Below are 13,902 nucleotides of genomic sequence, written 5' to 3'. Positions count from 1 at the left end.
TTCCTAGAATACACGTACTCGCTGGATGGGCTTGACCCATACCAACAGCGAGAGGACCGAGGAGACAATCCAACACCAACAACATCTACCAGCGTCCCTGAGAGATGCCTTTGTTCTGCGCCAGCCTTCGAGCTGGCGTTTTTTCTTTCAGGCCCGGGTGTCGAGCAGACGGCCGAGCGTTTCGTCGGCGGCCTTGAGCACCTGCAGATTGGCCTTGAACGCATAGGTGGCGGACTTCTGCTCCACCAGGTCCCGGGTCAGATCGGCGCCGGGCTGGGGCACCTTGTCCAACCGCGCCGCCACCCCTCCACCGGCCTGGGCCTCCTGCTGTACCTGGTCGCGCCGGAAGCCTTCGGTCTGGGCATTGGCCACATTGTTCGCCGCCGCATTCAGGCGCACCTGAGCGGCCTGCATTCCGGACTGGGCAATCGATAGGGTATTCATGGCAGTGGCTCCAGATGGGGCCAGTGTACGCCCAGGCGCATCGACAGCCAAGCGCAGGGTTTTCCACGCGACGTTTGATCTGGCTCAAATGCCAGGGCCCATACATGAATAAAAATTCCCATCGTCACAGTAAGTGGCATTAAATTGCATATCACTCTCCAGGAGACCCGCATGAGCCAGGAAGACACACTGATCGAAACCCCCGAGTCCGTGAGCAACGACCGCTTCGTCGAGGTCAACTACGACGACGCCATCCCCAACAACGTGGACCTGTCTTCGGACCGGCAGCTGCTCAAGGCGCTGGAGAGTTGGCACCCCCGTTACCTGGACTGGTGGAAGGACATGGGGCCCGACGGCTTCCAGGAGGCCGACGTGTACCTGCGCACCGCCGTGGGCGTGGACCCGGCGGGTTGGGCCAAATTCGGCTACGTGAAAATGCCCGAATACCGCTGGGGCATCCTGCTGGCGCCCAAGGTGGAGGGCCGCACCATTCCCTGCGGCCGCCACAAGGGCGAGCCCGTCTGGCAGGAGGTGCCGGGCGAATACCGCTCACTGCTGCGTCGCCTCATCGTCATCCAGGCCGACACGGAGCCCGCCTCCGTGGAGCAGCAACGCTACCTGGGCAAAACCGCGCCCAGCCTGTACGACATGCGCAACCTGTTTCAGGTGAACGTGGAGGAAGGCCGCCACCTGTGGGCCATGGTGTATTTGCTCGTCAAGTACTTCGGCAAGGACGGGCGCGAGGAAGCGCAGGCCCTGCTGGAGCGCCGCAGCGGCCAGCAGGACAACCCGCGCATCCTGGGCGCCTTCAACGAGCGCACGCCCGACTGGTTGAGCTTCTTCATGTTCACCTACTTCACCGACCGCGACGGCAAGATGCAACTGGCCGCGTTGGCCGAGAGCGGCTTCGACCCGTTGAGCCGCAGCTGCCGCTTCATGCTGACGGAAGAGGCGCACCACCTGTTCGTGGGCGAGACCGGCGTAGGCCGCACGGTGGAGGCCACCTGCGCCGCCATGGTCAAGGCCGGCATCACCGACCCATACGACACCGAAGCCATCCGCAAGCTGGGCGTGGTGGACCTGCCGCTGCTGCAGCGCAAGGCCAACTTCCACATGAGCGTGACGCGCGACCTGTTCGGCTCAGAGATTTCGTCCAACGCCGCCGAAGCCTTCAGCGCCGGACTCAAGGGACGTTTCAACGAAGCCAACCTGAAAGACGACCACCAGCTGCAGAACGACACCTACCCCGTGATGCGGGTGGTGGACGGCCGCATCGTGACCGAAGACGTACCCGCGCTGCGCGCCATCAACAGCCGCCTGCTGGACGACTACATCGCCGACTGTCAGGGCGGCATCGACCGCTGGAACAAGACGATCGAGAAGTTCGGCATCGACTTCCGCTTCGTTCAGCCGCACAAGGGGTTCAACCGCCGCATCGGGGAATTCGCCGGCCACCGCATCAGCCCGGACGGCCGCCTGCTGACCGAAGCCGAATGGCAGGCCGGTCAAGGCGAATGGCTGCCGAACGACGCGGACAACGCCTTCATCCACTCGCTGATGCAGCCCTGCCACCGGCCCGGAGAATACGCCAGCTGGATCGCCCCGCCCCGCATGGGCATCAACCAGCAGCCGGTGGACTACGAGTACGTGAAGATCGCCTGATCAGCTGCTGGTCCGGCATCTCCGTGGTGCCGGACCCCCGAAGGGGTCAGTGCCCAGTGTGACGGCAGCGCCTGCAAGACGGCTCGGGCGTCGAGCGAGCGGATGGGTACGGCCTTGTCCATGGGGATGCGGTCATGTGCCTGCAAGGCCATGTACCGCAGGGCGCTCACCCGAAGGAAGGACGCAAAGTTGCCCACCACACCACGCACAGCAACCAGTTCGTCGTACAGCTTCTCGATCAGCTGCACCACGGTCATGCCGTCGCGCTCGCCGATTTCGGCCAGCACATCCCAGTAGAGATTCTCCAGCCGGATGCTGGTGACCACGCCATGCAACCGCACCGAGCGGGTGCGGCTGGCGTAGCTGTCGGGATCGGCACTGATGAAGATTTCACACATGACGACACTCCTGCACGGTGATCCAGTGCGCATTGTGCGCCGTCCGGGCGGTTTTTGGCATCAGTGGCTGATGCGGGTGCCCAGCACCTCCAGGAACTGCGCGATCCACACCGGGTGCGCCGGCCACGCTGGTGCGGTGACGAAAGGCCCGTCGGTGACCGCCTGGTCCACCGCAATGGGCGCGTAGGTGGCACCGGCCAGTTCCACTTCCACCTGGCAGGCCGGATAAGCCGCGATGGTGCGGCCTTTGATATCGCCCGTGGCGGCGAGCAGCTGGGCGCCGTGGCAGATGGCCGCCACGGGTTTGCCGCTGCCCGTGAAGTGCTTGACCATGGCCACCACGCTGGCGTGCATGCGCAGGTATTCGGGGCCGCGCCCGCCGGGGATCACCAGCGCGTCGTAGTTCTCGGGCTTCACGTCGGCGAAGCTGGCGTTGAGCGTGAAGCGGTGACCCGGCTTCTCGCTGTAAGTCTGGGCGCCCTCGAAGTCGTGAATGGCTGTATGAATCCAGTCGCCAGCTTTCTTGTCGGGCGCCACCGCGTGCACCGTGTGGCCAACGGCCTGCAGTGCCTGGAAGGGCACCATGGTTTCGTAGTCTTCGCAGTAGTCGCCGCAAATCATCAACAGCCTCTTGCCCATGGGAGTCTCCTTGGATAACGTGGGTCGGGCCTTGATTGTTGGCGGACGGGTGGCACAAGAGGTAATAGCCGGTTATTGCGGCGCAGCGGGTTTACCCTGACGAGGCTACAACAAAGGCCTGCCGGCCCGGTGGGCGAGCAGGCCTGGGTGTGACGCGCGCCAGATCAGCGCGTACGGTTGAGCAGGGCGTACAGGAGGATGGCGCCGAAGGTGGCCGTCCCGATGCCGCCCAGCTCGAAACCAGCGAACTTCAGGGTGAAATCCCCGGTGCCCAGCACCAGCGTGATGGCGGCCACGATCAGGTTTTTGTTGTCGGAAAAGTCCACCTTGTTGTCGACCCAGATCTTGGCGCCGGCAATGGCGATCAGACCGAACACCACGATCGAGACCCCACCCATCACGGCCAGCGGAATGGCCTGGATCACCGCACCGAACTTGGGGCTGAAGCCGAGCAGAATGGCCATCAGTGCCGCGATCACGAAGACGGCTGTCGAATAGATCTTGGTCGCGGCCATGACGCCGATGTTCTCGGCATAGGTGGTCACGCCCGTACCGCCCACACCGCCAGCCACCATGGTGGCCACGCCATCGCCCATGAAGGCGCGGCCCATGTACACGTCTAGGTTCTTCCCAGTCATGGCGGTCACGGCCTTGATGTGGCCCAGGTTCTCCGCCACCAGGATGACGGCCACCGGTGCGATCAGCAGCATGGCGTTGGCCTCGAACACCGGGGTACTGAAGTTGGGCATACCGATCCAGGCGGCACTGGCCACGCCGCTGAGGTCGATCGGCTGGCCCAGGCCCAGGCCGTTGGTGAGCACGGCGTAGATGACGCTGGCCACGATCAGGCCCATGAGGATGAGCAGGCGCTGCACCATGCCCCGGGTGAACACCGCCACCAGTGCCACGCTCACGAAGGTGATGGCCTGCATCCAGGCATCGAACGCCGTGGGCGACATGTTCTTGATGGGGATGTAGGCCAGGTGCAGGCCGATGACGGCCACCACCGAGCCGGTGACCACCGGTGGCATGAAGCGCTCGATCCAGCCTGTGCCCGCCACATGCACGATGGCCCCGATGATGAAGTAGAGCAAGCCGCAGGCCACGATGCCGCCCAGCGCCACCCCGATATTGACGTTGGGGCCCGGCCCGGCGTAGCCGCTCGCCGCGATCACCACCCCGATGAAGGCAAAGCTGGAGCCGAGGTAGCTCGGCACCTTGCCGCCGGTCATGACAAAGAAAATGAGCGTGCCGATGCCGCTCATCAGCACCGCCACGTTGGGATCGAACCCCATGAGCAGCGGAGCCAGGACCGTGGCGCCGAACATCGCGATCAGGTGCTGCACGCCCATCACCGTGGTCTGACCCCAGGGCAGGCGCTCGTCGGGGCCGATGACGCCGCCGGCCTGCAGGGCCGCCGGGCTTTTCTCCGTCCATTGGAACATGGGAACCTCACTCCTCAATGTGAAATGGCGCGATTGTGCCCGAACGGCAAGTTTCGTGTCAGGATTGACGCCGATGTGATAGGCCCAGCGCCTGCCGCGCTTGCAAAGGGTGTACCCCGGGCAGGAGACTTCAGGCCATAGCGGGGAGCACCGTGCCACGGCATTCGCCAAAGCCGATGCGCGCCGCCCCGGGCCGCTCGCACCAGCCGCGCAGGATGACGCTGTCGCCGTCCTCCAGGAAGGTACGTGTCTCGCCGGTGCTGGAGAGCTCGATGGCACGGGTGCCGCCCAGGCTGAGTTCGACGATGGCCCCCGCTTCGGGCGCCGTCGGGCCCGAAATGGTGCCGGTGCCGAGCAGATCACCGGGTTGCAGGTTGCAGCCGCCCACGGTGTGCTGCGCGAGCATCTGGGCGATGGTCCAGTACTGGTGGCGAAAGCTCGTCGCCGATAGGCGGTGCGGTGCCAGACCGCGCGCGCGGTGGGCGGCCGATTCAAGCCAGACCTCCAGCGCGATGTCGAGCCCGCCGTCGGCGCGCTCGGCCGGATCGTCGAGGTAGCCGAGCGGCTGCGGGTCGCCGGCCGGGCGCTCGAACGGCACGCGGTAGGGGGCGAGCGCATCCAGCGTCACCACCCAGGGCGATACGCTGGTGCAGAAGTTCTTGCCCAGAAACGGGCCGAGCGGCGCCATCTCCCAGAACTGGTGGTCGCGTGCCGACCAGTCGTTGAGCAGACACATGCCAAAGATGTGGTCGCGCGCCTGCGAGATCGGAACGGGCTCGCCCAGCGCGTTGCCAGGCCCGATGTAGAAACCGAGCTCCAGCTCGTAATCGAGCTGCCGGCACGGGCCGTAGAACGGAGCGGAAGCCCCGGGTGCCATTGCCTGCCCCATCGGCCGGCGAAACGGCGTGCCGCTGACGACCACGCTGGAGGCGCGGCCATGGTAGGCGATGGGCATCCACTGGAAGTTGGGTGTGAGCGGGTCGTCGGGCCGGATCACGCGCCCGACGTTGCGTGCGTGGTGGATGGATGTGTAGAAATCGGTGTAGTTGCCGATGCGCGCGGGCAGCGCGTACTCGACGCTGTTCATGGGAACGAGAGCGCCGCGAGCGGCACGCACCGACGTTTCGCTGGCACCTGAGCCGAGCAGGGCGAACAGGGCGTAGCGCAGTGCGCGCCAGGCGGGCGGGCCGAGCGCCATAAGGTCATTGAGGGTATCGCCGGCCGCCGCACCCAATGCCTCGGCGGCGAGGCCATCGAACGGGCGATCGGCCGCCAGCGCCGCCAGGTCAAGCACTTGGTCGCCAATGGCGACGCCGCCGCGAAAGCCCTCGGCGGTGCCGCGGCGACGAAACACCGCGAACGGCAGGTTTTGCACGGGAAAGTCGGTTCCCGGGGAGTTGGCGGTGTCGAGCCAGCTGCGCGCGGCAGGCTCGTGCGTGTGGTCCAGCATGGGGCGTGTTCCTTCAGGCCGAGGCCATGAGCGTTTCGTCAAAGATCGCCACGGCCCGCGTCCAGCCCGCCGAGGCGCCGCGGATCTTGTGCGGGAAGCAGCTGATGTAGAAGCCCGTGGGGGGCAGGGCCTCCAGGTTGTGGAGCTTTTCGAGATGGCAGTAACCGATGTCGCGCCCGGCCTTGTGGCCTTCCCATATCAGGCTGGCGTCGTGGCTTTCCCCGTACTTGCGCGCGGTGTAGACGAAAGGGGCATCCCAGCTCCAGGCGTCGGTGCCGGTGAGCCGAACGCCGCGCTCCAGCAGGTACATCGTGGCTTCGTAACCCATACCGCAACCCGCGGTCACATAGTCGGGCTGGCCGTAGCGTGAACCTGCGCGCGTGTTGACGACGACGATTTCCAGTGGCGACAGCGCGTGCCCGATGCGCCGCAGTTCGGCCTCGACGTCGGCGGCCGTGACCACGTAGCCGTCGTCGAAGTGGCGGAAGTCAAGCTTGACGCCGGGCTGGAAGCACCATTCCAGGGGCACCTCGTCGATCGAGATCGCGCGCTCCTTCTTGCCCAGCGCCTGGTTCATGGTGCTGTGGTAGTGGTAGGGTGCGTCGAGGTGGGTGCCGTTATGGGTGTTGAGCTGTACCAGCTCCACCGCCCAGCCCTCGCCGTCGGGCAAATCCTCTTTCTTCAGGCCGGGGAAGAAGGGCGCGATCTGCTCGAAGCTCTGCTCGTGGTTGATGTACTGGATCTTCGGCGCGAAGGCCGGCGGGTCCGACAGCACGTCGTTTTCGAGGTAGATGGACAAATCGATGAAGCGGCGGGTCATGGGGAACTCCGTTGGGGTTCAGAGCAGCATGAGGCTGAGCTGCGGAAACACCATGAGCAGGAGCAGTACCCCCACCATGATGAGCGTGAAGGGCGCGGTGCCCCGGAAGATGTCGCCCAGCGAGACGCGCGGGTCGTTGAGCGCGCTTTTGACTACATAGGCCGACAGGCCGAACGGTGGCGTGAGCAAGCCGATCTCGACCGCGACGATGGTGACGATGCCGAACCAGATCAGGTTCATGCCGAGCTGCTCGGCAATCGGCAACATCAGCGGCAGTACGATCAGCAGGATGGACGACGAGTCCACCACCGTGCCCAGCGCGATCACGATGGCCACGTACACCAGCAGGAAAGCGAGCGGACCCAAGCCGGCCTGCGCGATGGTTTCCATCAGGAACTGCGGCATGCCCGACATCGCCAGCATGCGTGTGTAGATACTCGCGCAGATGATGAGGAAGCTCACGGCAACGGTGACGTGCCCGGTTTCGGTGAGCACCTCCCACAGGCTGCGCAGCGAGAGCTTGCGCCGCACCAGCGCAATGAGAATAGCCATGGCAGCGCCGACGCCACCGGCCTCGGTGGCGGTGAAGAAGCCAGCGTAGAGGCCGCCGAGCACCGAGCCGATCATCAGCAGGCTGGGCAGCAGCTTGAGCGCCATCGTGCCCCAACCCATGTCGGGCCCGTCCTCGGCGGGGCCGCGGTCGGGGGTGCAGACCCATTCAGGGCGCCATGCCGCCATCAGCACGATGCCCAGCGTGAAGGCGCCGGCCAGCAGCAGCCCGGGCACGATGCCGGCCGTGAACAGGTCGCCCACCGATTGGTTCGACAGGAAGCCGTACAGGATCATGAGCAGGCTCGGCGGGATCAACATGCCCAGCACCGACGAACCCGCAACCACCCCGACGGCGAAACGCGGCTGGTAGCCGAAGCGCAGCATCTGCGGGACGGCCACGCGCGTGAACACGGCGGCCGAGGCAATGGAAATGCCGGTGATGGCCGCGAACACCGCGTTCGAGGCCACGGTAGCGATGCCCAGCCCGCCACGCAGGCGCCGGAACAGCTGGTTGGCGACCTCGAACGCGTCCTTGCCGATGTCGGCCTTGGCCACGAGGAAGCCCGTCAGCACGAACAGCGGCACCACGCCGAAGATGTGGCTCGCGATCGCGTCGCTCGACGCCTGCGCCAGCAGGTTGGCCGCGATGCCCACATCACCACGGATGATCCAGATGCCGACGAAGGACACCAGTCCCAGCACCACCGCCACATGCAGCCCGGCCCAAATCAGGCCCAGCATGCACACCAGCGACAGCAGGGCGACGGCGGTGGGCGTCATGCGTCACCCCCGCCAGCGCGCCGCCCAGCCAGCCACCGGGCCCGTTGCAGGTCGTCAAAGGCCAGCAGCACGAAGGTCAGGGCCGTCACGCTCAGGCCGACAAGCATGATCAGGCGCACCGGCCAAACCGGCGCCATGAAGTCGCCGAGTGCACCCACGTACTCGCGGATGCGCACCGATTCCACCAGTGGTCCCCAGGCGGCCCACAGGATGACCAGCATCAGCGCGCCGCCCGTCAGGTGGAATAGCGCCTGCAGGCGGGCCGCTGCTACCGGGTGCTCGCGCTTGAGCCAGTCGAGCATCACATCGGCGCGCGTGAAACGGCCCGCGCGTAGGGTGTCGGCGAGCTGCAGGAACACGATGCCGACGATGGACAGCGAGACCAGCTCCGTCACCCCGCGCACCGGTGCGTTGAACCCTGTGCGACCGATGATGTCGGCATTGATGAGCAGCATGAGCGCAATGATCCAGAGCGTGCCAAGCGCGTTGAGACCCTGCACCAGCCAATGCAGGCCCCAGGGCAGCGGGCGGTTGTAGGCGTCCGCTGCCCCCACGTGCGCGGCCGAGGGCGGCGTGGTACGGCTGTGGTCGGTCATGGGCGTTCAGCGGACCGACCAGTCGCGTGGCAGGTTGGCGCCGCTCTTCTTCAGGCCGTCCATGTAGGCCTTGAGCACCTCGTGGCCCGGGGCTCCCTTGGACTGCAGGTCGTCGGCCCAGGCCTGCGCAACGTTGGGGATGGTGTCGGCCCAGCGCTTGCGCTCGGACGGCGACAGTTCGGTGATCTTCGCTCCGGCGGCCTCCATCTGTTTGAGCAGCGCGTCGGCGGCCGCGCTTTGGGCGGCGGCGAAGCGCTTCGCGTACTCGACGCCGACGTCGCGGAACACCTGCTGCACCTCGGGCGGCAGGGCGTCGAAGCGGCGCTTGTTGATGACCACGCCGCCAGCGTACATGGCGCCGAAGCTCACCTTGGTGATGTACGGTGCCACCTCGTGCAGCTTGGCACCCCAGGCACCGGTGGCGAAGGTGATGGCGCCATTGGATACGCCGGACTTGATGTCCTCATAATAGGTGGTCAGCGATCCCGCCACCGCCACCGCCCCCGTGTTGCGGATCCAGTTTGCCGATGGGCCGGGCGCGCTGATCTTCTTACCGCGCAGGTCGTCGATCGAGTTGACGGGAAAGTTGGTCCAGAGGTGGTAGTTGTCGAGCGCCGCACCGCCCAGATAGACCAGGCCGTTGCGCACCCAGGCGTCGTTCATGGCGGGAATACGCGCCTGCATCTCGGCCACGGTGTCACTTACCACGGCCAGGTTGTCGCTGCCAAAAGGCGTTACATAGCTTACGTTCTGCATCGGGAAGCGGGGGGCTTCGAATAGCGTGCTCACGAAGCCCATGTCGGCGATGCCATCGGCGATGCCACGCGACTCGCTGCCGAGCTTGATCAGGGTGCCGCCCCAGGCCTTGGTCCACTCGATCTTGTGGCGGTTGCTGGCGGCGGCGAGGCGTCGGTCCACCTCGGGGATGAAGAACTCGTCGAGCAGCTTGACCCACAGGAACACTGGTGGGTGCCCCGCAGCGGCCGTGAGCTTGATGACCTGCTGCGCGTGGGCGGTGGACAGCCCCGCGACGCCAAGCGCGGCGGCGAACACGATGGATTGGAACAGGCGTCTCTTCATGGTTGTCTCCTGGGGTGCTGGGGTACGCTCTGGCGGCGCGGGGACTAACGGGAAGGCAGGACCGCCGCAATGCCGGCGGTGATGAAAGCGAGCAGCCGGTCGGCGGCGGTGGGATCGTCCAGGCGGCAGCGGCCGCCGGACAGTCGCTCGACCCGGTAGTCGCTGATGTGGTGCAGCAGCGCGCCGAGCGCGAACTGGTAGGCCCAGGCTGCGCTGGCACGGTCGTGGCCGGGCCGCACGGCCATCAGCGCGTCGATGAAGCGCTGCGCCAGCGGGTCGAAGTAGTCGGCCAGCACGCGCGTCGTCTCGGGCGTCTGAAAGGCCAGTTCGCGCGCCACGAGCTGGGCGTAGTACTCGCCTTCGGCGCTGGAGCGCTGCGCGAGCACCGGTCGCACGAAGGCCTCGATCACCCGCGCCAGCGTCGGCCGGGCAGGGTCGTCGAGCGCCTGTTGCAGCAGTTCCAGACGCCGTTGCGCCGTGGGCTGCCAGTGTTCGAAGATGGCGTGGAAAAGCTCGTGTTTCTGGCCGAAGTAGTAGCCCACCAGGGCCAGCGGCACGCCCGCTTCCTGCGCGATCTGCCGGATCGAGACCGCGTGGTAGCCGTGGCGTGCGAACAGGCGCTCGGCGGCCAGCAGGATGGCTTGGCGGCGGTCCGGCCGCTCGCGCCCAGCCGCCGCGCGCTGGGCGCGCGACCGGCGTGGCGGGGTGCCGGACAGGGCTGTCTGGGCTGGTTCCATGTGCAAATACTGTACGACTGTCCAAACCGCTTGAACATGCGTGCAAACCCTGATCGGCCACTGACGCGCGGGCGATAGCTGCCGCAGTGCCTATGCGCTACGCTCGAGGACCATGAACGCCAACGACCGCCCCCCGTACATCCCACAGATCCGCCTGTATCAGGACTGGCTGCGCGACCAGCGCGGACTGACGTTCGACAGCTACGACGCGCTGTGGCGCTGGTCCACCACCGACCTGTCTGCCTTCTGGCAAAGCATCTGGGACTACTTCCAGATGCAGTCCCCCACACCGCACACGGCGGTGCTCGAGGGGGGCCCGATGCCCAACGTCCACTGGTTTCCCGGGGCCCAGGTGAACTATGCGCAACAGGTGCTGCGCCATGCGGCCCCGGCCCATGCGGCTGGCCAGCCCGCCATCATCAGCGAGGACGAACGCGGCCGCGTGCGCGTGCTGACTTGGCCACAGCTGCGGCGGCAGATCGCCTCGCTGGCCCTGGCGATGAAGGACATGGGCGTGCAGCGCGGTGACCGCATCGCCGCTTACTTGCCCAACGTCCCGGAAACGGTGGTGGCGTTCCTGGCCTGCGCCAGCATCGGCGCCATCTGGAGCGTGTGCGCCCCGGACATGGGCACGGCGGCCGTGCTCGACCGCTTCCGCCAGATCGAACCCAAGCTGCTGATCGCCGCCGATGGCGTGCACTACGGGGGCAAGCCGCTGGACCGCTCCGCCACCGTGAACGAGCTGCGCGCAGGCCTGCCCAGCGTGCAGCACCTCATCACCCTGCGCACGCCTTATGCCGCCGAACGTGTGGCTGGCGCCACCGACTTCGAGGCCCTGACCGAGCGCGACAACGCGGCCACGGCCGCCTTCGAACCCGAATGGCTGCCCTTCGAGCACCCGCTGTGGGTGGTGTATTCGAGTGGCACCACCGGCCTGCCCAAGCCCATCGTGCACGGTCACGGCGGCATCCTCATGACCATGCTGGCGGCCAAGATCCTGCACAACGACATCGGTCCCAGCTACGCGCCCAACAGCTTCGGCGAACGCTTTCACTGGTACAGCTCCACCGGCTGGGTGATGTGGAACGCGCAGGTGGCCGGGCTGGCCGGCGGCACCACCATCGTTCTGTACGACGGCAGCCCCGGCGGCAGCAAGGAACACCCGGACTGGCACGTGCTCTGGCGTTTCGCGGCCCGGCACCGGGTCACCTTCTTCGGCGCCGGTGCCGCCTACTACGCCAACTGCATGAAGGCCGGCGTGGACTTGCCCAACCTGCAAGCCGCAGGCTTCGATCTCACGCGCATCCGCGCCCTGGGCAGCACCGGTTCGCCGCTGGCCGAAGACGTGCAGCGCTGGGGCTCGGCCCAGTTCGCCGCCCTGGGCACCCCGAATATCTGGTGGTGCAACATCTCCGGCGGCACCGACTTCTGCGGCGCCTTCATCGGTGGCCACCGTGAACTGCCCCAGGTACCGGGCCAGATGCAGTGCCGCCAGCTCGGTTGCGCGGTCGAGGCTTGGGGTGAGGACGGCCAGCCGTTGATCGGCGAAGTGGGCGAACTGGTCTGCACGCAGCCCATCCCCTCCATGCCCCTGTACTTCTGGAACGACCCGGGCCAGCAGCGCTACCTCTCCAGCTACTTCGACATGTACCCCGGCGTCTGGCGCCATGGCGACTGGCTCAAGATCGGTGCCGACGGCGGCTGCGTGATCTACGGCCGGTCGGATGCCACCATCAACCGCCACGGTCTGCGCATGGGCACGAGCGAGATCTACGCGGCCGTGGAGGCCCTGCCCGAGGTGCTCGACAGCCTGGTGGTGGACCTGGAGTACCTGGGCCGTGAAAGCTACATGCCCCTGTTCGTGGTGCTGCGCCCGGGCGTGACGCTGGACGACGCCTTGCGCGAGCGCATTGCCGGGGCCATCCGCAGCGCGCTGTCGCCACGCTTCGTACCTGACGACATCGTGGCGGCGCCCGAAATTCCGCGCACCCTGAGCGGCAAAAAGCAGGAACTGCCAATCAAGAAACTCCTGCTCGGCCAACCGGTCGAGAAGGTGGTGAACCGCGACGCCATGGTCAACCCCGGCTGCCTGGACTGGTATGTGGCCTTTGCCCAGCGCCACCTGGCTCAGGCGGCGGTGCGCGTCTGAGCACCGCCCCCGCATTCCAAGCGTCACCAAGGCGACCACTGTGGAGGAAGGATGCGGGGTTTCCCTCATCGCCGCGCGGGAGGCTCCTTTACCATTTTTGATGCCGCCAGTCATCGGCCCACAACTCTAGGAGACCACCATGACGCACTCCCCCTCCCGCCTCAACCGCCGCCAGGCCCTGCAACTCAGTGCCGCTGCCGGCGCCACGCTGGCCGCCCCCATCTGGCTCTCCAGCACAGCGCAGGCCCAGGCCAAATTCCCGTCACGCCCCATCACACTCATTGCCCCGTGGCCAGCTGGTGGTAGCAGCGACGCGGTGATGCGCGCCTTCGCTGAAAGCGCTGCGCGCGTGCTGGGCGTGCCGGTGATGGTGGAAAACCGCCCTGGCGTGGGCGGCACCCTGGGCGCCAGCGCCATGAAAAACGCCTCCCCCGACGGCTACAACATCACGCAGCTGCCACTGGGCATTTACCGGCTGCCACACATGCAGCCCATGCCTTTCGACCCGGTGAAAGACCTGACCCACATCGTCTGCCTGACCGGCTACACCTTCGGCATCGTCTGCACCGCCGACGCGCCATTCAAGACGATCCAGGAGTTCGTGGCCTACGCCAAGGCCAATCCTGGCCAATTGGAATACGGCCACACCGGCACCGGCACCACGCCGCACCTGGCCGTTGAGGAGTTCGCGGCAAAGGCCGGTATCCAGCTCAACCATATCCCCTTCAAAGGCTCGGCCGAAATCATGAACGCCATCCTGGGCGGGCACATCCGTGTCATGAGCGGCACCACCGAATTTGCGCCCCATGTCCAAAGCGGTAGGCTGCGCCTGCTGGCCACCCTGGGCAGCCAGCGCAACAAGGCCTTCCCCAACGTGCCCACGCTCAAGGAAAGCGGCTGGGACACGATCGTCGAATCACCTTTCGGCATCGGCGGGCCAGCTGGCATGGCGCCGGCGGTCGTTCAGGTGCTACATGACGCCTTCAAACAGACACTGGACGATCCCAAGGTGCTCGAGACCCTGGACAAGTTCTACATGCCTACCATCTACATGAACACCGCCGACTACACCGCCTACGCCGAGCGAACCTTCGCGGCCGAAAAGGCCACCATTGAGCGCCTGGGCCTGGCGCGCAGGAGTTGACGCGCC

At 66.3% G+C, this 13,902-nt stretch carries 13 protein-coding genes; 3 read left to right on the top strand and 10 right to left on the bottom strand.

The genetic code is table 11. From position 1 onward, the window contains the following. Nucleotides 1-147: 147 nt before the first annotated feature. The gene (locus HZS63_RS09835; RefSeq protein ID WP_180683864.1) at nucleotides 148-444 is read right to left on the bottom strand and encodes a flagellar basal body protein; all 297 of its coding nucleotides are present in this window, start codon (nucleotides 442-444) and stop codon (nucleotides 148-150) included. Nucleotides 445-615: 171 nt separating this feature from the next. Here HZS63_RS09835 and boxB point away from each other — a divergent pair, with 171 nt between their 5' ends. Next, on the top strand, nucleotides 616-2,106 hold the full coding sequence (boxB, locus tag HZS63_RS09830) for a benzoyl-CoA 2,3-epoxidase subunit BoxB (protein WP_180683863.1): 1,491 nt from the start codon (nucleotides 616-618) through the stop codon (nucleotides 2,104-2,106). Here the strand turns inward: boxB and HZS63_RS09825 are convergent. From HZS63_RS09825 to HZS63_RS09785, 9 genes are all read right to left on the bottom strand, one after another. Beyond that, a complete protein-coding gene (locus HZS63_RS09825; RefSeq protein ID WP_180683862.1) occupies nucleotides 2,082-2,504 on the bottom strand; it encodes a ribbon-helix-helix domain-containing protein in 423 nt (140 codons plus the stop codon). The genes boxB and HZS63_RS09825 overlap by 25 nt on opposite strands. Before the next feature lie 60 nt (nucleotides 2,505-2,564). After that, the gene (locus HZS63_RS09820) at nucleotides 2,565-3,143 is read right to left on the bottom strand and encodes a DJ-1/PfpI family protein (RefSeq protein ID WP_180683861.1); all 579 of its coding nucleotides are present in this window, start codon (nucleotides 3,141-3,143) and stop codon (nucleotides 2,565-2,567) included. 164 nt (nucleotides 3,144-3,307) lie between these two features. Next, nucleotides 3,308-4,588 carry a solute carrier family 23 protein gene (locus tag HZS63_RS09815; RefSeq protein ID WP_180683860.1) on the bottom strand — a complete coding sequence of 427 codons (1,281 nt, stop codon included), beginning with the start codon at nucleotides 4,586-4,588 and terminating at the stop codon, nucleotides 3,308-3,310. Between the two features lie 130 nt (nucleotides 4,589-4,718). Beyond that, nucleotides 4,719-6,038, bottom strand: coding sequence for a fumarylacetoacetase (fahA, locus tag HZS63_RS09810; RefSeq protein WP_180683883.1), 1,320 nt, complete (start codon nucleotides 6,036-6,038; stop codon nucleotides 4,719-4,721). 13 nt (nucleotides 6,039-6,051) lie between these two features. Then, nucleotides 6,052-6,858: a cyclase family protein gene (locus tag HZS63_RS09805; protein WP_180683859.1), complete on the bottom strand. Its 807-nt coding sequence runs from the start codon at nucleotides 6,856-6,858 to the stop codon at nucleotides 6,052-6,054. An 18-nt stretch (nucleotides 6,859-6,876) separates the two neighbouring features. Then, nucleotides 6,877-8,190: a TRAP transporter large permease gene (locus HZS63_RS09800; protein WP_180683858.1), complete on the bottom strand. Its 1,314-nt coding sequence runs from the start codon at nucleotides 8,188-8,190 to the stop codon at nucleotides 6,877-6,879. Continuing rightward, complete coding sequence (locus HZS63_RS09795; RefSeq protein WP_180683857.1) at nucleotides 8,187-8,786, bottom strand: TRAP transporter small permease subunit; 600 nt, start codon at nucleotides 8,784-8,786, stop codon at nucleotides 8,187-8,189. Before HZS63_RS09795 ends, HZS63_RS09800 begins: the two co-directional genes overlap by 4 nt. Nucleotides 8,787-8,792: 6 nt before the next feature. Next, nucleotides 8,793-9,866 (bottom strand): C4-dicarboxylate TRAP transporter substrate-binding protein, encoded by a 1,074-nt coding sequence (locus HZS63_RS09790; protein ID WP_180683856.1) that lies wholly within the window; start codon nucleotides 9,864-9,866, stop codon nucleotides 8,793-8,795. A gap of 44 nt (nucleotides 9,867-9,910) precedes the next feature. Beyond that, nucleotides 9,911-10,603, bottom strand: coding sequence for a TetR/AcrR family transcriptional regulator (locus tag HZS63_RS09785; RefSeq protein ID WP_180683855.1), 693 nt, complete (start codon nucleotides 10,601-10,603; stop codon nucleotides 9,911-9,913). Nucleotides 10,604-10,715: 112 nt separating this feature from the next. On the opposite strand from HZS63_RS09785, the gene HZS63_RS09780 reads away from it, so the two are divergent. Both HZS63_RS09780 and HZS63_RS09775 read left to right on the top strand, forming a co-directional pair. Next, complete coding sequence (locus HZS63_RS09780) at nucleotides 10,716-12,752, top strand: acetoacetate--CoA ligase (RefSeq protein WP_180683854.1); 2,037 nt, start codon at nucleotides 10,716-10,718, stop codon at nucleotides 12,750-12,752. A gap of 139 nt (nucleotides 12,753-12,891) precedes the next feature. Continuing rightward, nucleotides 12,892-13,896, top strand: coding sequence for a tripartite tricarboxylate transporter substrate binding protein (locus HZS63_RS09775; RefSeq protein ID WP_180683853.1), 1,005 nt, complete (start codon nucleotides 12,892-12,894; stop codon nucleotides 13,894-13,896). The last annotated feature ends 6 nt before the right edge of the window (nucleotides 13,897-13,902 follow it).

It is taken from the genome of Tepidicella baoligensis, from assembly GCF_013432195.1.
Taxonomy (GTDB): Bacteria; Pseudomonadota; Gammaproteobacteria; order Burkholderiales; family Burkholderiaceae_C; genus Tepidicella; species Tepidicella baoligensis.
Note: the sequence above shows the minus strand (reverse complement) of the source record. Positions and strands in the feature narration are given on the sequence as shown.

Bases quoted from the DNA above. Each gene is read 5' to 3' on its own strand.
- HZS63_RS09835 (WP_180683864.1), bottom strand. From the start codon at position 444: ATGAATACCCTATCGATTGCCCAGTCCGGAATGCAGGCCGCTCAGGTG.
- boxB (WP_180683863.1), top strand. From the start codon at position 616: ATGAGCCAGGAAGACACACTGATCGAAACCCCCGAGTCCGTGAGCAAC.
- HZS63_RS09825 (WP_180683862.1), bottom strand. From the start codon at position 2,504: ATGTGTGAAATCTTCATCAGTGCCGATCCCGACAGCTACGCCAGCCGC.
- HZS63_RS09820 (WP_180683861.1), bottom strand. From the start codon at position 3,143: ATGGGCAAGAGGCTGTTGATGATTTGCGGCGACTACTGCGAAGACTAC.
- HZS63_RS09815 (WP_180683860.1), bottom strand. From the start codon at position 4,588: ATGTTCCAATGGACGGAGAAAAGCCCGGCGGCCCTGCAGGCCGGCGGC.
- fahA (WP_180683883.1), bottom strand. From the start codon at position 6,038: ATGCTGGACCACACGCACGAGCCTGCCGCGCGCAGCTGGCTCGACACC.
- HZS63_RS09805 (WP_180683859.1), bottom strand. From the start codon at position 6,858: ATGACCCGCCGCTTCATCGATTTGTCCATCTACCTCGAAAACGACGTG.
- HZS63_RS09800 (WP_180683858.1), bottom strand. From the start codon at position 8,190: ATGACGCCCACCGCCGTCGCCCTGCTGTCGCTGGTGTGCATGCTGGGC.
- HZS63_RS09795 (WP_180683857.1), bottom strand. From the start codon at position 8,786: ATGACCGACCACAGCCGTACCACGCCGCCCTCGGCCGCGCACGTGGGG.
- HZS63_RS09790 (WP_180683856.1), bottom strand. From the start codon at position 9,866: ATGAAGAGACGCCTGTTCCAATCCATCGTGTTCGCCGCCGCGCTTGGC.
- HZS63_RS09785 (WP_180683855.1), bottom strand. From the start codon at position 10,603: ATGGAACCAGCCCAGACAGCCCTGTCCGGCACCCCGCCACGCCGGTCG.
- HZS63_RS09780 (WP_180683854.1), top strand. From the start codon at position 10,716: ATGAACGCCAACGACCGCCCCCCGTACATCCCACAGATCCGCCTGTAT.
- HZS63_RS09775 (WP_180683853.1), top strand. From the start codon at position 12,892: ATGACGCACTCCCCCTCCCGCCTCAACCGCCGCCAGGCCCTGCAACTC.